Origin of the sequence: Caenimonas aquaedulcis, from assembly GCF_015831345.1 — a bacterium.
Classification (GTDB): Bacteria; Pseudomonadota; Gammaproteobacteria; order Burkholderiales; family Burkholderiaceae_C; genus Ramlibacter; species Ramlibacter aquaedulcis.
This window is the reverse complement of sequence record NZ_JADWYS010000001.1, coordinates 3,466,471-3,485,943: the sequence shown is the minus strand read 5'-3', so window position 1 is coordinate 3,485,943 and position 19,473 is coordinate 3,466,471. Positions and strand designations below refer to the sequence as shown.

General features: G+C 68.1%; 19 protein-coding genes. 10 read left to right on the top strand and 9 right to left on the bottom strand.

Features of this window, described 5'->3' with window-relative positions; all coding sequences use genetic code 11:
* Positions 1 to 16: 16 nt before the first annotated feature.
* Both yihA and I5803_RS16760 read left to right on the top strand, forming a co-directional pair.
* Complete coding sequence (yihA, locus tag I5803_RS16765; protein WP_196987460.1) at positions 17 to 682, top strand: ribosome biogenesis GTP-binding protein YihA/YsxC; 666 nt, start codon at positions 17 to 19, stop codon at positions 680 to 682.
* Complete coding sequence (locus I5803_RS16760) at positions 679 to 1,569, top strand: alpha/beta fold hydrolase (RefSeq protein WP_196988601.1); 891 nt, start codon at positions 679 to 681, stop codon at positions 1,567 to 1,569. The genes yihA and I5803_RS16760 overlap by 4 nt, the downstream gene beginning before the upstream one ends.
* Here the strand turns inward: I5803_RS16760 and I5803_RS16755 are convergent.
* Together I5803_RS16755 and I5803_RS16750 are read right to left on the bottom strand one after the other, a co-directional pair.
* Positions 1,563 to 2,426: an LpxL/LpxP family acyltransferase gene (locus I5803_RS16755; protein WP_196987459.1), complete on the bottom strand. Its 864-nt coding sequence runs from the start codon at positions 2,424 to 2,426 to the stop codon at positions 1,563 to 1,565. The two genes, I5803_RS16760 and I5803_RS16755, sit on opposite strands and share 7 nt — an antisense overlap.
* Entirely contained in the window at positions 2,423 to 3,247 is an 825-nt protein-coding gene (locus I5803_RS16750; protein ID WP_196987458.1) for a lysophospholipid acyltransferase family protein, read from the bottom strand. Before I5803_RS16750 ends, I5803_RS16755 begins: the two co-directional genes overlap by 4 nt.
* Positions 3,248 to 3,381: 134 nt before the next feature.
* Here I5803_RS16750 and metK point away from each other — a divergent pair, with 134 nt between their 5' ends.
* Positions 3,382 to 4,566, top strand: a complete 1,185-nt coding sequence (metK, locus tag I5803_RS16745) for a methionine adenosyltransferase (RefSeq protein WP_196987457.1) — start codon at positions 3,382 to 3,384, stop codon at positions 4,564 to 4,566.
* A gap of 6 nt (positions 4,567 to 4,572) precedes the next feature.
* On the opposite strand, the gene I5803_RS16740 is transcribed toward metK, so the two are convergent.
* Entirely contained in the window at positions 4,573 to 5,484 is a 912-nt protein-coding gene (locus I5803_RS16740; RefSeq protein ID WP_231402442.1) for a hypothetical protein, read from the bottom strand.
* Entirely contained in the window at positions 5,481 to 5,942 is a 462-nt protein-coding gene (locus I5803_RS16735; RefSeq protein ID WP_196987456.1) for a hypothetical protein, read from the bottom strand. Before I5803_RS16735 ends, I5803_RS16740 begins: the two co-directional genes overlap by 4 nt.
* A 232-nt stretch (positions 5,943 to 6,174) precedes the next feature.
* Here I5803_RS16735 and I5803_RS16730 point away from each other — a divergent pair, with 232 nt between their 5' ends.
* From I5803_RS16730 to I5803_RS16710, 5 genes are read left to right on the top strand one after another with little or no spacing between them, the layout of a single operon-like run.
* On the top strand, positions 6,175 to 7,158 hold the full coding sequence (locus I5803_RS16730) for a ferritin-like domain-containing protein (RefSeq protein ID WP_196987455.1): 984 nt from the start codon (positions 6,175 to 6,177) through the stop codon (positions 7,156 to 7,158).
* Between the two features lie 12 nt (positions 7,159 to 7,170).
* Positions 7,171 to 8,214, top strand: coding sequence for a DNA topoisomerase IB (locus tag I5803_RS16725; protein ID WP_196987454.1), 1,044 nt, complete (start codon positions 7,171 to 7,173; stop codon positions 8,212 to 8,214).
* 21 nt (positions 8,215 to 8,235) lie between these two features.
* Positions 8,236 to 10,839: a DNA ligase D gene (ligD, locus tag I5803_RS16720; RefSeq protein WP_196987453.1), complete on the top strand. Its 2,604-nt coding sequence runs from the start codon at positions 8,236 to 8,238 to the stop codon at positions 10,837 to 10,839.
* Positions 10,836 to 11,603 (top strand): histidine phosphatase family protein, encoded by a 768-nt coding sequence (locus I5803_RS16715; protein WP_196987452.1) that lies wholly within the window; start codon positions 10,836 to 10,838, stop codon positions 11,601 to 11,603. The genes ligD and I5803_RS16715 overlap by 4 nt, the downstream gene beginning before the upstream one ends.
* A 2-nt stretch (positions 11,604 to 11,605) precedes the next feature.
* Entirely contained in the window at positions 11,606 to 12,502 is an 897-nt protein-coding gene (locus tag I5803_RS16710; protein ID WP_196987451.1) for an NAD(P)H-hydrate dehydratase, read from the top strand.
* On the opposite strand, the gene I5803_RS16705 is transcribed toward I5803_RS16710, so the two are convergent.
* Entirely contained in the window at positions 12,499 to 13,191 is a 693-nt protein-coding gene (locus I5803_RS16705) for a hypothetical protein (protein WP_196987450.1), read from the bottom strand. The genes I5803_RS16710 and I5803_RS16705 overlap by 4 nt on opposite strands.
* A gap of 46 nt (positions 13,192 to 13,237) precedes the next feature.
* A complete protein-coding gene (glmS, locus tag I5803_RS16700) occupies positions 13,238 to 15,088 on the bottom strand; it encodes a glutamine--fructose-6-phosphate transaminase (isomerizing) (protein ID WP_196987449.1) in 1,851 nt (616 codons plus the stop codon).
* A gap of 119 nt (positions 15,089 to 15,207) precedes the next feature.
* On the opposite strand from glmS, the gene I5803_RS16695 reads away from it, so the two are divergent.
* Entirely contained in the window at positions 15,208 to 15,729 is a 522-nt protein-coding gene (locus I5803_RS16695) for an Lrp/AsnC family transcriptional regulator (protein WP_196987448.1), read from the top strand.
* On the opposite strand, the gene glmU is transcribed toward I5803_RS16695, so the two are convergent.
* Entirely contained in the window at positions 15,726 to 17,126 is a 1,401-nt protein-coding gene (glmU, locus tag I5803_RS16690; RefSeq protein WP_196987447.1) for a bifunctional UDP-N-acetylglucosamine diphosphorylase/glucosamine-1-phosphate N-acetyltransferase GlmU, read from the bottom strand. The two genes, I5803_RS16695 and glmU, sit on opposite strands and share 4 nt — an antisense overlap.
* A 21-nt stretch (positions 17,127 to 17,147) precedes the next feature.
* Here glmU and I5803_RS16685 point away from each other — a divergent pair, with 21 nt between their 5' ends.
* Positions 17,148 to 18,023 (top strand): DUF6279 family lipoprotein, encoded by an 876-nt coding sequence (locus I5803_RS16685; protein WP_196987446.1) that lies wholly within the window; start codon positions 17,148 to 17,150, stop codon positions 18,021 to 18,023.
* Between the two features lie 10 nt (positions 18,024 to 18,033).
* Here the strand turns inward: I5803_RS16685 and I5803_RS16680 are convergent, their stop codons facing one another.
* Positions 18,034 to 18,333, bottom strand: a complete 300-nt coding sequence (locus I5803_RS16680) for a hypothetical protein (protein WP_196987445.1) — start codon at positions 18,331 to 18,333, stop codon at positions 18,034 to 18,036.
* A gap of 100 nt (positions 18,334 to 18,433) precedes the next feature.
* Positions 18,434 to 19,426, bottom strand: a complete 993-nt coding sequence (locus tag I5803_RS16675) for an MBL fold metallo-hydrolase (RefSeq protein WP_196987444.1) — start codon at positions 19,424 to 19,426, stop codon at positions 18,434 to 18,436.
* Between the last annotated feature and the right edge of the window lie 47 nt (positions 19,427 to 19,473).

The window sequence follows — 19,473 nt, the reverse complement described above, 5'->3', positions numbered from 1 at the left end:
GCAAACAAAGGCAAGCATGACCCCGGCCCCGGGCCCCCAGTCCCCCGCTGCACCCGACAGCAAGACCGCCACCGGCTGGCTGCACACCGCGCGATTCATGACGACCGCGCCGACGCTGGAGTTCCTGCCCGCGCTCGACCTGCCCGAGATCGCTTTCGTCGGCCGCTCCAACGCGGGCAAGTCGACCTGCATCAACGTCCTCACCCAGCAAAAGCGCCTCGCCTTCGCCTCGAAGACGCCCGGCCGCACGCAGAGCATCAACCTGTTCGAGCTGGGAAAGCAGGGCGTCACCGACGCGATCCTGGCCGACCTGCCGGGCTACGGCTATGCGGCCGTTCCGAAGGCCGACAAGCTGCGCTGGCAGCGGGTCATGGCGAATTACCTCGTGACGCGCGAGAACCTCAAGGCCGTCGTGCTGCTGGTGGACCCGCGCCACGGCCTCACCGAGCTCGACGACATCCTGCTGGAAGTCATCCGCCCGCGCGTGGAGCAAGGCCTGAAATTCCTGCTGCTGCTCACCAAGGCCGACAAGCTCAACCGCAGCGAGGCGGCCAAGGCCCTGTCGATTGCGCGACTGCAGGCGGGCGGCGGGGAGGTCAAACTCTTTTCCGCGCTGAAGAAGCAGGGCGTGGAGGAAGTCTCCATGCTGCTGTGGCAATGGGCGCACCCCTCCACCCCATGATCGAGACGCTCCAGCAGCCCCTCCCCCACGGCATCACGCTCAGCTGCCGCGCCGCGGGCGCGCGCGGCCGGCCCGTGCTGATGTTCCTGCACGGTTTTCCCGAAGCGGCTTTCGTGTGGGACGAGCTGCTGGAACATTTCGCGAAGCCGGAGCACGGCGGCTACCGCTGCATCGCGCCGAACCTGCGCGGGTTCGAGCGGTCGACCCAGCCCGCGGACGTCAAGGCCTACCGTGCCAAGGCGCTGGTGCAGGACATCGCCGCATTGATCGCCATCGAAGGCGCGCCGCTCGAATGCCTCGTCGCCCACGACTGGGGCGGCGCGGTCGCGTGGAACCTCGCGAACCAGCTGCCCCAGCTCACGCGGCGCCTGGCAATCATCAATTCGCCGCACCCGGGTACCTTCCTGCGCGAGCTCAAGAGCAATCCCCGCCAGCAGGCCGCGAGCGCCTACATGAACTTCCTCATCCGCCCCGATGCGGAAGCGATCCTGCGCGAGGACGACTACCGGCGCATGTGGAAGTTCTTCGGCGAGGAGAGCCGCACCTGGCTGACCGACGCGGTCAAGCAGCAGTACCGGGACGTGTGGGACGCGAGCCTCACCGGCGGCTGCAATTACTACCGCGCATCGCCGCTGCGGCCGCCGCGACCCGAAGACCCGGGCGCCGCGGCCGTCACGTTGCCGCGCGAAATGCTCACGGTGGACCTGCCGACGCTCGTGCTGTGGGCAATGGAGGACGTCGCCCTGCCGCCCGAACTGATCGATGGACTGGGCGACTACGTCGCCGACCTGACGCTCGAGAAGGTGGAAGGTGCGACCCACTGGATCATCCACGAGCGCCCCGCCTTCGTCGCGCAGCGCCTCGGCGCGTTCCTCGCACGTCAATAGACGCCGGCTTCGCCTTCCGGCCGGGTCTTGAAGCGCTTGTGCACCCAGTAGTACTGCTCGGGCATGGCGTCGATGTAGCCCTGCAGGCGCAGGTTCATGAGCGCCGTGTCGGCCTTCACGTCGTCGGTGGGGAAATCGTCCCAGTGCCGCAGCACCTCGATGTCGTAACCCGCGCGGGTCATCCGCGCGATCACCGGAACGACCTTCGCGCGCCCGAGCTTCGCGAAGCGCGAGAGCGACGGCACGGTCGCTGCCTGCACGCCATAGAACTCCACGAAGATCGACTCCTCGGGACCGAAGTTCATGTCCGGCAGCAGGTACAGGGGCGCGCCGCTGCGCAGCGACGAGACGATGGCCTTCACGCCGTCCGACCGCGTGAAGGGGCGACCCGAATCGAAGCGCTGGCGGCCGCGCAGAATCCACGCGTCCACCACCTTGTCCGCCTGGTTGGTGTAGATGCCGGTGAAGCGCCGATCGAACTGCTGCGTGATCGCCGTCCAGCCTGCATCCATCCCGACGAAGTGGGGCGCGAAGATCACGGTCGGCTGGTCGCCAGTCAACTCCTCCACCGCCCCGGTGACATGCAGCCGCTCGCGCACGACCTGCGGATCGGCATGCCACAACCACCCGCGGTCGAGCCACGCCTGCGACACGCGGATGAAGACGCGCGGCACCAGCGCGCGCCGCTGCGCCTCGGTCCAGTGCGGGAAGCACAACGCAAGGTTGGCGCGCACCACGCGCCGCCGCGGCACCACCACCGCATACAGGAACCACCCGAGCAGCCAGCCGAAGCCGCGCACCCAGGCGAGCGGCCAGTGCGCGATGAAGCGCATGAAGAGAACGCCGAGGTGGCTCATCGCACCGCCCCCGCCGCGGGTGTCTTGTAGCGCGCGTAGCCCCACAGGTACTGGCGAGGGCACTCGCGCACCAGTTCCTCCATCCGTGCATTGACCTGCGCGGCCGCGGCGGCCGGCTCGGCGGCGAGCTCGCCCGGCCAGGCGCGCAAGCGGATGCGAAAGCCCCGGCCCCATGCCAGCCTCTCGCCCCAGGCGAGCAGCACGGCGGCGCCGGTCTGCTGCGCAAGGCGCGCGGAGAGGGTCATCGTGTAGGCAGGCTTGCCGAAAAACGGCGCCCATGCGCCCAGTCCTTCGGGCGGCACCTGGTCCGGGAGCAGGCCGACCGCTTCGCCGCCCTTGAGCGCCTTGAGCATCTGCTTGACGCCGGCCAGCGTCGTGGGCGCAGTGGCCAGGTTCGGGCGCGCCCGCGCAGTGTCCACCAGGTCGCGCAGCCAGGCCTTGCGCGCGGGCCGGTACAGCACGGTGATGCGTCCATAACGCGACGCATAGCCTTGCGCCGTCGCCTCGAAGCACCCCAGGTGCGGCGTGAGGAAGACGATGCCGCGCCCGTCCGCGCGCGCCTGGTCGATCAGGTGTTCGCCTTCCCACAGGAGCGTGACGGGCTTGCCGAACCAGAGCCGCGGCGCCTCCCCGACCAGCTTCCCGGCTTCGCCGACCGCGCCCAGCACGGCGCCCATGCCGTAGCCGGCCTGCCGCGCGTTGGCGACGAAGCGGCGGCGGTAGGTGGGCGACGCGAGGAAAGCGACCCAGCCGAGCATGACGCCCGCGGCGTGCAGCACCGGCAGCGGCAGGCGCGCCAGGAGGCGAAACAGGTCTTTCACAAGCGTTTAGAATTCCCTCGTCGCCGAGTTATGAACTACTTGCAGGGCGACGCTAAAAAAATCTGCTAAAGCGTTCGCCCCAAGCTCCGGCACAAGGCAACGCGCCTTGACCACAACCCACGGAGTTTATTCAAATGGCGAACGATTTCCTCTTTACATCCGAATCCGTCTCCGAAGGCCACCCCGACAAGGTCGCGGACCAGATCTCCGACGCGATCCTCGACGCGATCTTCCGGCAGGACCCGCGCAGCCGCGTCGCCGCGGAAACGCTCACCAACACCGGCCTGGTCGTGCTGGCCGGCGAGATCACCACCAACGCGCACGTCGACTACATCCAGGTCGCGCGCGACACGATCAAGCGCATCGGCTACGACAACACCGAATACGGCATCGACTACAAGGGTTGCGCCGTCATGGTCTGCTACGACAAGCAGTCCAACGACATCGCGCAGGGCGTGGACCACGCGAGCGACGACCACCTCAACACCGGCGCGGGCGACCAGGGCCTGATGTTCGGCTACGCCTGCGACGAAACGCCCGAGCTCATGCCCGCGCCGATCTACTACGCGCACCGGCTCGTGGAGCGCCAGGCCCAGTTGCGCAAGGATGGCCGGCTGCCCTTCCTGCGCCCCGACGCGAAGAGCCAGGTGACGATGCGCTACGTGGACGGCAAGCCGCACAGCATCGACACCGTGGTGCTCTCCACCCAGCACAGCCCCGACCAGAGCGAGACGCACACGAAGATGAAGGCCTCGTTCAACGAGGCGGTCATCGAGGAGATCATCAAGCCGGTGCTGCCCAAGGAGTGGCTGAAGGAGACCCGCTACCTGATCAACCCGACCGGCCGCTTCGTCATCGGCGGCCCGCAGGGCGACTGCGGCCTCACCGGCCGCAAGATCATCGTGGACACCTACGGCGGCGCCTGCCCGCACGGCGGCGGAGCATTCTCCGGCAAGGACCCGAGCAAGGTGGACCGTTCCGCCGCGTATGCCGCGCGCTATGTCGCCAAGAACATCGTCGCCGCCGGCCTCGCGCGCCAGTGCCAGATCCAGGTCGCCTATGCGATCGGCGTGGCCAAGCCGATGAACGTGACGATCTACACGGAAGGCACGGGCGTGATCCCCGACGACCAGCTGGCGTCGCTCGTGCACGACCACTTCGACCTGCGTCCCAAGGGCATCATCCAGATGCTCGACCTGCTGCGCCCGATCTACGAAAAGACGGCGGCCTACGGCCACTTCGGCCGCGAGGAGCCCGAATTCACCTGGGAACGCACCGACAAGGCCGCAGCGCTGCGCGCAGCCGCCGGCTTGAAGTAAACCCGCCTACTGCAGCGCCGTCAGCTGCCGCTCCGCTTCCGTGCGCTTCATCGCCACGTAGGCCGAGCGATCCATCTCGCGCAACTGCCGCGGATAGCGCTCCGTGCTGTCGAACCAGGTCTGGATGCGCTTTTCCAGTCGCTGCGCGGGCGCTGCCGACATCGACGCCAGGTGCGCGTTGATCGCCAGGTAGTAACGCATCACGTTGCGCTCGATCGCGCCGCGCACGCCGCCGATGTAGACGGGCTGGCCGTTCGCGTCCTTGCCGGTCACGGTGAAACCGACCTTGCTCGCACCCACGGTCGAGAGGTAGGCCCCCATCGCGAAGCGCCCCGTGGCGCCGTAGCCGTACGAATAGCTCAGGTGCATGAACGTCTTGTTGCCCTCCAGCGGCACAGCCGAGACGGCGATACGGTAGTCGCGCGTGCCGACCGGGCCGGTCGGCGCGGTGAGGCGGCTCTCGAAGTACTGGGCCGAAGCGGCGACCGGTTGCAGCGCGAAGTCGATGCGGTACGCCTCGTCCACCGGCTGGTCGGATTTGCGACCGATGCGCACCTGGAGCACCTGCGCTCCATTCGCGCCCGGCGCCGCGTGGCAATACTTGGTGTTGAAAGGCAGGATGAGGATGTCGCACCAGTCCGAGGGGTCCTTCATCGCCGCTTCGAAGTCCTTGAAGGCGTGCGGCACCACCGCATACACCTCGCCGCTCAGGTTGTCGCCGGACTGCGACGAGTCGACGTGCACCGGCTGGCGGAAGGTGTTGTTCGGGTCCTGAAGTTCGGCCTGCAGCTCGGTGTATTTCGCCTTGAGCGAGCCCGAGTCGTAGGCCAGGGCGGGCGCCGATGCCAGCCCCATGAAGCCGGCGGTGAGCACCGATGCCGCGAGTGCGGCGGTGGCGCGAGAAAGTCTGGTCGTCATGCGTGATCCCTTGCGAGTTGCGGTTGCTGGACGGTCGTGCGGCTGCGCGAGGCTTCTTCCTCGAGCACCTCCTGCACGTCCAGCTGGATGCCCCCCATGAATAGCGAATGGGGCAGCACCGAATAAAGGAACCTGCCGCGCGGGCCGAGGTCCAGGCACATGCGCATGCTCGGCTGCTGCACCTGCTCCCACGCGCGGATGAGCCGCGTGCGCACCAGGTTGTCGCTGCACTGGAGGTAGCGCAGCTTGTGGTGGTTGTGCGCGAAGTTGACGGCGTCCAGGTAGGCCGCCGCGCTCTTGTTGCGGAGGTGGAAATTCGGCGTCAGGTCGACGCCGAGCGTGAGTTGCTTGTCATCGACCACCAGCACGAAGTTGCGGCCGAGCAGGCCATCGCTGGCCTCCCCGTACTTGTAGGCCAGGTGGAGATGCGACGGTGTCTTGCGCAGTGAGTATTTCATGGCATTGCTCTTCTCGTCGTTGTTCGCTCCCCCAGATTGCGCCGCCCCCGGGCGAGGGGGTGTAGGACAAGGCATCTTTCCCCTGTGAGCGCGGCCGTGGCGGGCGAGTTCCGGCCGCACGTGTCCCCATGGCGCTTTTTCCTACAGTTGTTCTCCTCCTTGACTGACCGCCCCGCTCCACCGCGACACGAAGATGGACCCACATTCATCCCTCACTACAAGGAGCACGCACATGGCTGCTGAAGACAAAGACCTCAATCGCGATCCCATCACCGACGAACCCGGTGCGCACCCGGTCGGCACCGGCATCGGCGCCACCGGCGGCGCGGTGGCAGGCGCCACCATGGGCGCCATCGGCGGCCCGATCGGCGTGGCGGTGGGCGGCGTCGTGGGCGCGGTGGTCGGCGGGCTGGCCGGCAAGGCCGCCGGCGAGGCCGTGAACCCCACGGCCGAGGAAGCCTACTGGAAGGACAACTATTCGCGCGAGCCCTACTACGAGAAGGGCCGCACCTATGACGACTACGCCCCCGCCTACCGCCTGGGCCTGACGGGACGCACGCGCTACGACGGCGACTTCGAAACCGCCGAGCCGCGCCTGGCCTCCGAGTGGGAGGAAGCGCGCGCGGGCTCGGGCCTCGAGTGGAAGCAGGCGCAGCCGGCCAGCCGCGCGGCTTGGGAGCGCGTGGACTCGCAGCGCAGCGGCATGAAGGCCGGTGGCGCTGCCGCGGCCGTGGGCTCGATGCAAAGCGCGGGCAATGAAGGCGGCGACCGCGACGACGTGGTCGATGCGCTGCAGGATCTCGTGGAGTGCTGCAAGGACGGCGAGTACGGCTTCCGGGCCTGCGCCGAGCAGGCAAAGCGCGCGGACCTGAAGTCCACCTTCATGCAACGCGCCGACGATTGCCGCGGCGCCGCGCAGGAGCTCAACGAGCAGATCCGCAACCTCGGCGGCAAGGCCGAAGACGGCGGCAGCGTCGCGGGCGCGATGCACCGTGGCTGGGTGTCGGTGAAATCCGCGCTCACCACCTACGACGACAAGGCGGTGCTGGAAGAGTGCGAGCGCGGCGAGGACAACGCCATCGCCCGCTATCGCAAGGCCCTCAAGCAGACGCTGCCGGCGGGCGTGAAGCTCATCGTCGAGCGCCAGATGCAGGGCGTGCAACGCAACCACGACCAGATCAAGATGCTGCGGGACCAGTTCCGCGCGGCGTCCTGATCGCGGCCGGCCATGCTGCTCGCGTCCGGTAACGGCTCCGAAGCGGCTGGCCCGGAGGCCGGCGTCCCCGCCGGCCTCTTCTTTTCGAGCGACAGCGAACCCGGCATCTCGCGCGTGCGCAAGGGCGACAGCTTTGCGTATCGCGACGCGAAGGGCCGGTGGCTGCGCGACGAAGCGGAGATCGCACGCATCCGCAAGCTGGCGATCCCGCCGGCCTACACGGACGTGTGGATCTGCCCTTCCCCCCATGGCCACCTGCAGGCCACGGGCCGCGATGCGCGCGGCCGCAAGCAATACAGATACCACCCCCGCTGGCGCGAAGAGCGCGACAGCGGAAAATTCGACCGCCTCCTGGCATTCGCGCAGGTGCTGCCGCGCATCCGCCGGCAGGTGAAGCGCGATCTCGAAGACAACAGCCATTCCCGGGACCTGGTGCTCGCCACCATCGTGCGCCTGCTGGACACCACCTACATCCGCGTGGGCAACGACCAGTACGCGAAGGAGAACGGCTCGTTCGGGCTCACGACCCTGCGCAACCGCCACGCGCGCATCGAAGGCGACCGCGTGAAGCTGTCCTTCCGCGGCAAGAGCGGCGTGCGCCATGAGGTGCAGGTGCGCGATCCGCGCGTCGCCCGCGTCGTGCGGCGCTGCCTGCACCTGCCGGGCCAGGAGCTGTTCCAGTACAAGGACGACGCCGGCGAGGTGCGAAGCGTGAGTTCCGGCGATGTCAACGACTACCTGCACGCCGTGTGCGGCGAGCGCTTCACGGCGAAGGACTTCCGCACCTGGCACGGCAGCGTGCTCGCGCTCGATACCGTCCGCACGCTGTGCCTGAAGGCAGAGCCCTTCACCATCAAGCAGGTCCTCGCGGAGGTCTCGGCCAGCCTGGGCAATACGCCGGCGGTCTGCCGCAAGGCGTACATCCATCCCGGCGTGCTGGACCTGGCGCTCGAGCTGTGCGGCAAGAAGGAGCTCGACGCGGAATTCGACTCGTCGGGCCACAAGGCGCTCAGCGCCGCCGAGCAAAGGCTGGTCGCGCACCTGGAGCGGCAATAAAGGCAAGGAGAGGGCAGCATCATGGACGACCGATCTTCCGGCGCACTCAAGGCCTACCGGGACAAGCGCAATTTCGACGCGACGCCTGAACCCGCGGAGGGCGGCACGCCCAACGAGGCCGCGCGCGCCTTCGTGATCCAGAAGCACTGGGCGACGCGCCTGCACTACGACTTCCGCATCGAGCTGGAAGGCACGATGAAAAGCTGGGCGGTGCCCAAGGGACCGAGCTACGATCCGGCGGACAAGCGCATGGCGGTGCATGTCGAGGACCACCCCATCTCGTACAACACCTTCGAAGGCAGCATCCCCGAAGGCAACTACGGCGCCGGCAAGGTCATCATCTGGGACAAGGGCGTATGGATTCCGCTGGAAGACCCGCACAAGGGCTATCGCGACGGCAAGCTCAAGTTCGAGCTGCGCGGCCACAAGATGCACGGCCGCTGGACGCTCGTGCGCATGAAGGCGCGGGAAGGCGAGCGCCAGGAACCCTGGCTGTTGATCAAGGAGAAGGACGAGTTCGTCCGCCCCTCATCGGAGTTCAGCGTGGTCGATGAAATGCCCGACAGCGTGAAGAAGCTCGAGGACGTGCCTGCGACGCGGGCAGCGCCTGTCGCCGCGGCGCCCGCATCGCCTGCCGCCGCCGACGGCCCGCCCGCGGGCGCGCGCAAGGCCACGCTCCCCAAGGAGTTGCAGCCACAGCTCGCCACGCTGGTCGATGCGCCGCCGAAGGACACCGACCGGTGGCTCTACGAGATCAAGTTCGACGGCTACCGCATGCTGGCGCGCGCCGAGGGTGGCAAGGTACAGCTCGTCACCCGCAACGGCAACGACTGGACGCACAAGCTGCCGCAGCTCCAGAAATCGCTGCAGGCCATGGAACTGCCGGACGGCTGGTACGACGGCGAGATCATCATGCCCGGGGAACGCGTGCCGGCGGACTTCCAGGCGCTGCAGGGCGCCTTCGACTCCGCGCGAACCGCCAATATCGTCTATTACCTCTTCGACATTCCCTATTGCGCGGGCTACGACCTGCGCGAGGTGCCGCTCGAGGAGCGGCGCGCGGTGCTGCAGCGAGTGGTCGAGCGCAAGCCGCAGCCGCAGGTGCGCTTCTCCGCCGTCTTCGACGCGCCGCCCGGCGACGTGATCGCGTCGGCATGCCGGCTCGGCCTCGAAGGGGTGGTGGCGAAGCGCCGCGACTCCGCCTATGTGACGCGGCGGTCCTCCGACTGGATCAAGCTCAAGTGCGGCCAGCGCCAGGAATTCGTGATCGGCGGCTACACCGACCCGAAGGGCTCGCGCACCGGCATCGGGTCGCTGCTGCTCGGTGTCTACGACGACAAGGGCGCGCTGCACTATGCCGGCAACGTCGGGACCGGCTTCAACGAGGCGAGCCTGCGCGAGATGCGCGCGCGACTCGACGAAGCCGCGTCGGACCGCAATCCCTTCGCCCCCAACGCGAGCATTCCGCGCGGCGTGCACTGGGTCGAGCCCGAGCTGGTCTGCGAAGTCGCCTTCGGCGAGTGGACGCGCGACAACCGCATCCGCCATTCGGTGTTCCACGGCCTGCGCGACGACAAGAAACCGGGATCGATCGTGCGCGAGAAGCCGCGGCACGGCGCGCCTGTCGACAAGCCTGCCAAGGCTTCGACCAAGGCTTCGGCCAAGGCCTCGAACAAGGCCGCATCCGCTGCGCCCGCCGCCGCGCGAACCACTGCTGCCACGCAGGCGCCGGTCACCTTGCCTGCAGGCCTGCGCGTGAGCAACCCCGACCGCGTGATCGACCCGCAGTCCGGCGCGACCAAGATCGAGCTCGTGCGCTACTACGCGCTGGTCGCCCCGTTCATGATGCCGCACCTCAAGGGCCGCCCGGTGTCGCTGGTGCGTGCGCCGCAGGGCATCGCCGGCGAGCTCTTCTTCCAGAAGCACGCCGAGCGCTACAAGATGCCGGGCATCGAGCAGCTCGACCCCTCTTTCTTCCCCGGCCACCCGCCGATGCTCGAAGTCGCCAAGCCCGAGGGCCTGCTCTCGGCCGCGCAGATGAACGTCGTCGAATTCCATACCTGGAACGGCGTGAAGACGGCGATCGGCAAGCCGGACCGCATGACCTTCGACCTCGACCCCGGCGAAGGCGTGTCGTGGGCGCAGATCCAGCAGGCCGCGCACCTGGTGCACGCATTCCTGCAGGAGCTCGGCCTGCCCGCGTTCCTCAAGACCAGCGGCGGCAAGGGGCTGCACCTGGTCGTGCCTTTGAAAAAGCAGTTCGACTGGGACACGGTCAAGAGCTTCTCGCAGGCGGTGGTGCAGCACCTGTCGCGCACCATCCCCGACCGCTTCGTCGCCAAGAGCGGCGGCACCAACCGGGTGGGCAAGATCTTCATCGACTACCTGCGCAACGGCTATGGCGCGACGACGGTCTGCGCCTGGTCCGCCCGCTCGCGGCCCGGCCTCGGGATTTCGGTGCCGGTGCGGTGGGACGAGCTCGATGGGCTCAAGGGGGGCGCGCACTGGACCATCCGCGATGTCCACCAGCGGCTCGACCAGGGCAACGAGCCCTGGGCGGACTACGAGCAGCAGCGCACGCCGCTGGCGGCCGCCATGAAGAAGCTGGGGTTCGAGCGGCCGTGAAGGAGCAGAACGCACGCTGGCCCGGCGCACTCTGGATCGTCCGGCACGGCCAGAGCGCGGGCAATGTCGCGCGCGACGCCGCCGAGGCCGCGCGGCAGCACGTGATCGACATTGCGTTCCGGGACATCGACACGCCGCTCTCGGACCTCGGCAAGGAGCAATCCATCGCATTCGGCCGCTGGCTCGGCGAACTGCCGGCCGCCCGGCGGCCGGACGTGCTGCTGTGCTCGCCCTACGTCCGGGCCCGCGACACGGCGCGCCTGATGCGCGAGGCCGCGGGCATCCCGCCCGACAAGCTGCCGGTTCGCGTGGACGAGCGCTTGCGGGAAAAGGAATTCGGCATCCTCGACCGCCTCACGCACTTCGGCATCCAGCACAAGTACCCGGAACTCGGCGCGCAACGCTCGCACGTCGGCAAGTTCTACTTCCGCCCGCCGGGTGGCGAGAGCTGGTGCGACGTGATCCTTCGGCTGCGCAGCGTGCTCGAGATGGTGACGCGCGAATACGCGGGACAGCGCGTCCTGGTCGTGGGGCACCAGGTGATCGTCAACTGCATGCGCTACCTCGTCGAGTGCATGGACGAGGAGCAGATCCTCGCGATCGACAAGCTCGGCGACGTGCCCAACTGCGGCGTGACCGCGTACGAATACGACGCCGCGGCGGACGCCCTGGTGCTGGACCGCGCGAACTTCGTCGCGCCGCTGCAGCAGGCGGGCGCCCCCGTCACCGCGGCGCCCGACGAGCCGGTCGCGCCCAAGCCCTGACGATGAAGGAACGCGACGCCGCTCTCCAGCTCGATGCGAGGACGCTGCGCGACTGGCCCCTGCCCGCCCTGACCGGGGACGCCGACAAGGAATCGCGGGGCCGCGTCGTCGTGATCGGCGGCAGCCGCGAAATCCCCGGCGCCGCCTTGCTCGCGGCCACGGCCGCACTGCGCGCCGGCGCGGGCAAGCTGGTCATCGCGACGGCGCAGTCCGCCGCCGCCGCGATGGTGATGGCCATGCCCGAGGCACGCATCATCGGCCTGCCCGAGACGCCGGCCGGGGGCCTCACGCCGGAGGGCGTCGATGCGCTGGAAGACGTCGTGACCGCCGCCGACGCCGTGCTGGTGGGCCCGGGTTTCTCCGACGAAGATGCCACCGTGCAATTCGTGCTGCGCCTGCTTCGCATCGCGGCGCGCACGCCGCTCGTGCTGGATGCGCTCGCCATGAACGTGCAGCGGGAGGTCGGGCGCTTCGCCCAGCCCGTGCTGCTGTCGCCGCATGCGGGGGAGATGGCGCAGTTGTGCGGCGATTCGAAGGATCGCATCGAGTGCGATGCAGGTTGCGCGGCGGACAAGGCCAGCGCCTGGAATGCGTGCGTGGTCCTCAAGGGCGCGGTGACCCGCATCGCGGACCCCTCGGGCCGGCAATGGGCGCATGAGGCCAGCGTGCCCGGCCTTGCGACCTCCGGCTCCGGCGATGTGCTCGCGGGCCTGATCGCCGGGCTCGCGGCGCGCGGCGCCCCGCTGGAACAGGCGGGCTGCTGGGGCGTGGTGCTGCACTCGATGGCCGGCGCGCGACTGTCGAGGACATTCGGTCCCCTGGGCTTGCTCGCGCGCGAACTGCCCGGCGAAGTGCCGGCGCTGATGCACGCGCTGCGGCCGCGGCGCGCGGTGCGCTAGGCGGCCACGCGCGGCAGGACCAGCGAAATCGCCTGCTTCGTCTCGCGCACCAGTTCCACCGATTCGGCCGAGGCGAGGGCCTGCACGTCATTCCACTGCAGGGGCCGGTACGCGGGCTCCGGCGTGAATCCCGATTCACCTTCGCCCTCTCGCAGCGCGAGCTTCAAGACGAAAGCCTGCGCCGTGTCCTGCGCGGACAGCGAGATTTCCGCCGGCGGCGCGTGTTCGTCCGTCAGGTGCAGCAGCGTGGCCGAAAGGACGGTGCGCATCGCGGAGCGATGGGTACGGCCCTGCAAGGGCATCACGTCGTTGCGAAGCGCATAACCGCGAAACGTGAGGCTGGTGGCCAGCAGGCCCAGGCACTCGCGCACGCCGTCGGCCACCGTCGTGGCCGCTTCCGGCGGCGGCGACAGCCAGGTGATCATGTCCAAGCTGGAGTCCAGTGCCGCGCGTGCGAAGCCGTTGATCTTCTGCGCGCTCTCGTGGACCTCGCGCAGGTCCGGCTCGTCGGCGCGCAAACGCCGGTCGAGCACTTCGTAAATCATGCCGATGGGCTGCAGGTTGACGACGAGGTGATGCCGCATCGAAGGCGCGAGCCGCCTCAGCAAGGCATAGCGGGCCGCCTCGCAGGCGCTGTCGGGCGCCGGCGTGGCGCTGGAGGACGGCGCGGTGCGGGCGCGGGAGGGCATCGGAGAAGAATATTTCACCCGCCCGCGGCTTGTCAACGCCCGCCGCCTACTCGACAGTGACGCTCTTGGCGAGGTTGCGCGGCTTGTCCACGTCGGTGCCGCGCGCGATCGCCGTGTGATACGCGAGCAGCTGCAACGGCACGACGTGCAGCAGCGGGCTGAGCGCGCCGTAGTGCTCCGGCATGCGGATCACGTGGATGCCTTCGCCGCTCTCGATGCGCGTGTCCGCATCCGCGAGCACATAGAGCACGCCGCCGCGTGCGCGCACTTCCTGCATGTTGCTCTTGAGCTTTTCGAGCAGCGTGTCGTTGGGCGCGACCGTCACCACCGGCATCTCGCTCGTCACGAGCGCGAGCGGCCCGTGCTTGAGTTCACCGGCGGCGTACGCCTCGGCGTGGATGTAGGTGATCTCCTTGAGTTTGAGCGCGCCTTCCAGCGCGATCGGGTAGTGCAGGCCGCGCCCGAGGAACAGCGCGTTTTCCTTGTTCGCGAAATCTTCCGCCCAGCTGATGACCTGCGGCTCCAGCGCCAGCACCGCCGACAGCGCCGCGGGCAGGTGTCGCATCGCCTTCAGGTGATTCGCTTCTTCCGTTTCCGTCAGCCGGCCTTTGGACTGCGCGAGCGCCAGCGTGAGCAGGAACAGGCCCGCCAATTGCGTCGTGAAGGCCTTCGTGGATGCAACGCCGATCTCCACGCCCGCGCGCGTGATGTACGCGAGCTTGCACTCGCGCACCATCGCCGACGTCGACACGTTGCAGATCGTGAGCGTCTGGTCCATGCCGAGGCTTTGCGCGTGGCGCAGCGCCGCGAGCGTGTCAGCCGTCTCGCCGGATTGCGTGATCGTCACGACGAGCGTGCGCGGGTTCGGCACCGTCTCGCGGTAGCGATATTCGCTGGCGATCTCCACCTGCGTGGGAATCTTCGCGATGCCTTCCAGCCAGTACTTCGCCGTGCAGCCGCTGTAGTAGCTCGTGCCGCAGGCCAGGATCAGCACCGAGTCGATTTCCTTGAAGACGCGGAACGCGCCGTCGCCGAAGAGTTCCGGCACGATGCCTTCGACACCTTCGAGCGTGTCCGCCACCGCGCGCGGCTGCTCGAAGATTTCCTTTTGCATGTAGTGGCGGTAGGGGCCGAGCTCCGCCGCGCCGCTGTGCGCATACACGGTCTTCACCGCGCGCGTCACGGGCTTGTGCGACTTGTCCACGATCCAATATTTGCCCAGTTGCAGGTCGACCACGTCGCCTTCTTCCAGGTAGACGATCTGGTCGGTCACGCCGGCCAGTGCCATCGCATCGCTCGCGAGGAAGTTCTCGCCACCCTCCACGCCCACCCCGAGGATCAGCGGCGAGCCGGCGCGCGCACCGACCACGCGGTGCGGCTCGTCCTTGCAGAACACGGCGATCGCATAGGCGCCGTGGAGTTGCACGATCGCCGCCTTCACCGCCTCGAAGAGGTCGCCGTCGTACACGCTGTCGATCAGGTGGCTGATCACCTCGGTATCGGTCTGGCTCGCGAACGCGTAGCCCTTCGCCTTGAGCGCCGCGCGAAGCTCGTCATGGTTCTCGATGATGCCGTTGTGCACAAGCGCGATGCGGCCCGGACGCGAGGCGGCGTCGGCCCCGGGGCCATGGCTGAAGTGCGGGTGCGCGTTGTGCACGGCGGGCGCGCCGTGCGTGGCCCAGCGCGTGTGGGCGATGCCCGTCGTGCCCTCGATGTGTTCCTGCTGGACCTGCGTCAGCAGTTCCGCGACGCGGTCCGTGCTGCGCGCGCGCTGCAGGCCATCAGCATAGACGGCGACGCCGCAGGAGTCGTAACCCCGGTATTCGAGGCGCTGCAGGCCCTGGACCAGGATGGGAACGATGTTGCGGGTGGAAACCGCGCCGACGATGCCGCACATGGGTTGCTCCTTGAAGATGAGGCAACTTTAGGGTCAGGCCCAAGAAACATGCGATCTTAATTTGACGATAAATGAAATTAAGTTGCTCAACATCTTCTAGATGAAATTAAACTCCATCCATGCAGATAAATGAACCGGATATTCAACTGGACGCTGTGGACTTCGCACTGCTCGATGCGCTCCAGCAGGATGCATCGCGCAGCAATCTCGAGCTGGCATCCCGCGTTCACGTGTCGCCGCCCACCGCGCTGCGCCGCGTCAAGCGCCTGCGCGATCTCGGCTTGGTCGAACGGCAAGTTGCCATCCTCGACGCGGACCGCATGGCCGCCGTCACGGGTCACGGTGTGCAGGCCATCGTGGAAATCACGCTGGACCGCCAGGGCCACGAGGAACAGGAAGCTTTCGAAGCGCGCGTCATCGGTGACCCCGCGGTGCAGCAGTGCTACCGCGTCTCACCGGGCCCGGACTTCATCCTCGTCGTGCACGCGCCGGACATGCCGGGCTACCTCTCGCTCGCGCAGCGGCTGCTGACCAGCGATGCCAACGTGCGCAACGTGAAAGCCTTCTTCTCGGTCAAGCGCGCGAAATTCGACCCGCGCATTCCCGTCCGCCCGCGCGACACGCGCGAGGGACGCGCCTAGGCCTTCGGCTTTTTCTGCGGCCGCTGCCAGCCGGGGATGCTCACCTGCTTGCCGCGCGCAATGGAGAGCGCGCCGGCGGCCGTGTCCTTCGTGATGATCGATCCCGCGCCGACGGTGCCGCCGCTGCCGATGGTGACCGGCGCGACCAGCACGCAGTTGCTGCCCACGTGCACGTCCGCCTCGATCACGGTGCGATGCTTGTTCGCGCCGTCGTAGTTGGCGGTGATGGAGCCCGCGCCGTAGTTCACGCGCTCCCCGACGTCCGCGTCGCCCAGGTAGGCCAGGTGGTTCGCCTTCGCGCCGCGCGCGAGCGTCGCGTTCTTCACTTCCACGAAATTGCCGATGTGCACGTCGGCGCCCAGCTGCGCGCCGGGCCGCAAACGCGCGAAGGGGCCGATCAGGGCGCCCTGCCCCACCACGACGCCGGCCTTCTCGCCGTCGATGTGCGTGAAGGGGTGGATCACCGCGCCCGCCTCGATACGCGCATTGGCGATCACGCAGTTCGCGCCGATGCGCACGCCGTCGCCGAGCGAGACGCGGCCCTCGAAGATGCAGTTCACGTCGATGTCCACGTCCTGCCCGCAGGCGAGCTCGCCACGCACGTCGATGCGTGCCGGGTCGCAGATGCGGACGCCGTCCTCCATCAGCGCGCGCGCGCGGCGCAGCTGGAAGGCGCGCTCCAGTTCGGCGAGCTGCACCGGGCTGTTCACGCCGTCGACCTGCACCTTGTCCGCGGTCTTCACCGCCACGACCTGCGCGCCGTCCTGCACCGCCAGCTTGACGATGTCGGTGAGGTAGTACTCCTTCTGCGCGTTGTCGTTGGTGAGCCGCGAGAGCCAGCGCTTGAGCAGCGCGTTGGGCACGGCCATGAAGCCGGTGTACACCTCGCGGATCTCACGCTGGGCGGGCGAGGCGTCCTTGTGTTCGACGATCGCGGAAACGGCGTCGCCGGTACGGAGGACACGCCCATAGCCCGCCGGGTCGGGCATCTCCACGCTCAGCAGCGCGAGCCGCTTCGCCCCGGCGCTCTCGACCAGCGACTGCAGCGTCGCCGCTTCGATCAGCGGCACGTCGCCGTTGAGGATGAGCGCGACACCGTCGTCGGGCAGCACGGGAACGGCCTGCTGCACGGCGTGGCCGGTGCCCAGCTGCGGCTCCTGCCGCACGAACACCGGCGCCGGCGCCCCGGGATGCGCCCAGCCCGACACGGCTTGCTCCACCTGGTCAGCCCCGTTGCCCGTGATGACGACCACCTTGCGGGCCTGCAGCGCCTGCGCGCTCGCGATCACGTGGTGCAGCAGCGCACGGCCGGCCAAACGGTGCAACACTTTGGGCAGTCGGCTTTTCATGCGCGTGCCCTTGCCCGCTGCCATGATGACCACGTCGATTGCTGTCATGAACTCACTCCTTGGGCCTCGATGAACATCTTCTTTCGCCTGCGCAACATTATCGGGGTGCTGGCCGCCGCGGCGCTGCTCGCCGGCTGCAGCACCATCAAGCTCGGCTACAACAACCTCGACGAGATCGCCTACTGGTGGCTCGACGGCTACGTCGATTTCAGCGACGACCAGTCCGTGCGCGTGCGGCAGGACCTCGGCCGCCTCCACCGCTGGCACCGCGCGAACGAACTGCCGCAATTCGCCTCGCTGCTGCGCACCATCGAGGAGGCGGTACCCGGCGACATCGCTCCGGCGCAGGCCTGCGCTTACTTCGGCAAGGTGCGCGAACGCCTGGACGTCCTGGCGATCGAAGCGGAGCCCGCGGTGGTGACCCTGGCGAGCGGCCTGAGCGCCGCGCAGCTGCAGCACCTCGAGCGCCAGTACGCCAAGGGCAACGCGAAATTCCGTAAGGAATGGGTGGAGCTCAACGCATCCGAGCTCGCGGAAAAGCGCCTGGAGCAATTCACCGAGCGAAGCGAGATGATCTACGGCAAGCTGGACGACGCGCAGCTCGCGGTGCTGCGGCGGCAGATCCAGCAGTCGTCGTTCGATCCGGCGCGCATGCTCGCGGAGCGGCAGCGGCGCCAACGCGACGCCTTGCAGACGTTGCGTGCCGTCTCGGCAACGTCGTCGATGACGCTCGCCGAATCAAGGGCGCTGATGCGCGGCTTCCTCGATCGCATGCGGGAGCCGGCTGCCGCGGCAGAGCGCAGCTACCAGCAATCGATGATCGAAGAAGGGTGCCGGAGCTTCTCGGCGCTGCACAACAGCATGACGCCCGCGCAGCGCAACGTGGCGGCACGCCGGCTGCGCGCATGGCAGCGCGATCTGCAGGAACTCGCTGCCCAGCGATGAATGCCGGGCGTCAGTGCTCGCCCTTGGAGTGGGACTTTCCCTCCTCCTCGGCGCGCTTGAGTTCCGCGGCTTCCTGCTCGGAGCGCGGCCTCGCGGCCTCGGCGTCCTTTTGCACGTCGTTCTTCTTGAGGTATTCGGCCGTGCGCTGGTTGTAGTCGCGGGTGCCTTCGTAGCTGCCTTCGCCCATCTGCTGCTCGGGCTTCTGGCCGGCTGCCTTGGGCTGGAAATCGTTGGATCCGCCCTGCTGCTGCTGGGGGTCCATGTTGCGGCGGGGTTGCTGCTGAAGAATGCGGTGGGGCTTGCGAATCATTTTGGTGCTCCGTTTGCACCAGCTTAGAAGCCCCGATTCCGCCGGTTTGTCGTCTGCCGCCCGACGGCCCTGTAGTCGCCGGCCTACAAGCTCCTTACGTTCAGCCGGCCTGCAGCGCCGCCCACATTTCCTTGTCGCGCTCGGCCGTCCAGATGCGCGGGTTCTTGATGCCCTTGGCCTCGTCGTACGCGCGGCTCACGTCGAAAGGCAGGCAGTGCTCGTAGATGAAGACATGCCCGAAGATCGGGTCCATCTTGCTGCGCGTGTGCGCCATCGCGGCTTTCAGGTCCAGGTTCTGCGCGGCCGCTTCCTTGCCGCAGGCATAGAGTGTTTCCACCCAGCGCTTCGTGTAGTCGAGCGCCTTGTTGACCTCGGCCTGGCCCTTCATCGCCTCGCCACGGCCGGGCACGATCGCTTCCGCCCGCAGCGCGCGCAGCGCTTCCAGCGTCGCGGGCCACTCCTCGAGCTGCGCGTCCCCGGTGTAAACACCCGCTTCGTACTCGACGAGGTCGCCCGAGAACAGCACCTTCTCGTCCGCCACCCAGGCGATCGTGTCGCCGCGGGTGTGACCCGGGCCCGGGTGCCACACCTGGACCGTGACACCGCCGAGGTCCAGCGTAAGCTTGCCGGGGACTTCCCCCTTCACCGGGTCGCCGCCGCCGATGACGAGCGTGGGCCAAGTGAGCCCCGGCACGCTTTCGGCGTTGCGGAACAGGCGCGGAAAGCGCTCCATCTCCGACTGCATGTCCTGCGCGCCGCGCTCGACGATGAGCTCATAGGTGCCCTGGCTCGCGATGATCTCGGTGGCGCCCTCGGCCGCATAGGCGCTGGCACCCAGCACGCGCACCGCGTGGTAGTGGGTGAGCAGCACGTACTTGATCGGCTTGTCGCTCACGGTGCGGATGCGCGCGATCAGGTCCTGCGCCATGGCCGGCGTGGCCGTCGCGTCGCTCACCATGATGAACTTCTCGCCGATGATCACGCCGGAATTCGGGTCGCCTTCCGCGGTGTAGGCCCAGCAATGCGCGCTGAGCTGCTCGAACGTGATCTTCTTGTCGGCCAGGTCGGCCTGGCTGGCGAATGCCTTGGACATCGTGTCTCCTCACTGCGGCGTGCAAAAGGACGATTTTACCTATGCGT

Coding starts and splice junctions, on each gene's coding strand:
- I5803_RS16685 (WP_196987446.1), top strand. CDS start 17,148: ATGAACATCTTCTTTCGCCTGCGCAACATTATCGGGGTGCTGGCCGCC.
- I5803_RS16735 (WP_196987456.1), bottom strand. CDS start 5,942: ATGAAATACTCACTGCGCAAGACACCGTCGCATCTCCACCTGGCCTAC.
- glmU (WP_196987447.1), bottom strand. CDS start 17,126: ATGACAGCAATCGACGTGGTCATCATGGCAGCGGGCAAGGGCACGCGC.
- I5803_RS16680 (WP_196987445.1), bottom strand. CDS start 18,333: ATGATTCGCAAGCCCCACCGCATTCTTCAGCAGCAACCCCGCCGCAAC.
- I5803_RS16755 (WP_196987459.1), bottom strand. CDS start 2,426: ATGAGCCACCTCGGCGTTCTCTTCATGCGCTTCATCGCGCACTGGCCG.
- I5803_RS16760 (WP_196988601.1), top strand. CDS start 679: ATGATCGAGACGCTCCAGCAGCCCCTCCCCCACGGCATCACGCTCAGC.
- glmS (WP_196987449.1), bottom strand. CDS start 15,088: ATGTGCGGCATCGTCGGCGCGGTTTCCACCCGCAACATCGTTCCCATC.
- metK (WP_196987457.1), top strand. CDS start 3,382: ATGGCGAACGATTTCCTCTTTACATCCGAATCCGTCTCCGAAGGCCAC.
- I5803_RS16695 (WP_196987448.1), top strand. CDS start 15,208: ATGCAGATAAATGAACCGGATATTCAACTGGACGCTGTGGACTTCGCA.
- I5803_RS16730 (WP_196987455.1), top strand. CDS start 6,175: ATGGCTGCTGAAGACAAAGACCTCAATCGCGATCCCATCACCGACGAA.
- I5803_RS16675 (WP_196987444.1), bottom strand. CDS start 19,426: ATGTCCAAGGCATTCGCCAGCCAGGCCGACCTGGCCGACAAGAAGATC.
- yihA (WP_196987460.1), top strand. CDS start 17: ATGACCCCGGCCCCGGGCCCCCAGTCCCCCGCTGCACCCGACAGCAAG.
- I5803_RS16725 (WP_196987454.1), top strand. CDS start 7,171: ATGCTGCTCGCGTCCGGTAACGGCTCCGAAGCGGCTGGCCCGGAGGCC.
- I5803_RS16705 (WP_196987450.1), bottom strand. CDS start 13,191: ATGCCCTCCCGCGCCCGCACCGCGCCGTCCTCCAGCGCCACGCCGGCG.
- I5803_RS16710 (WP_196987451.1), top strand. CDS start 11,606: ATGAAGGAACGCGACGCCGCTCTCCAGCTCGATGCGAGGACGCTGCGC.
- ligD (WP_196987453.1), top strand. CDS start 8,236: ATGGACGACCGATCTTCCGGCGCACTCAAGGCCTACCGGGACAAGCGC.
- I5803_RS16740 (WP_231402442.1), bottom strand. CDS start 5,484: ATGACGACCAGACTTTCTCGCGCCACCGCCGCACTCGCGGCATCGGTG.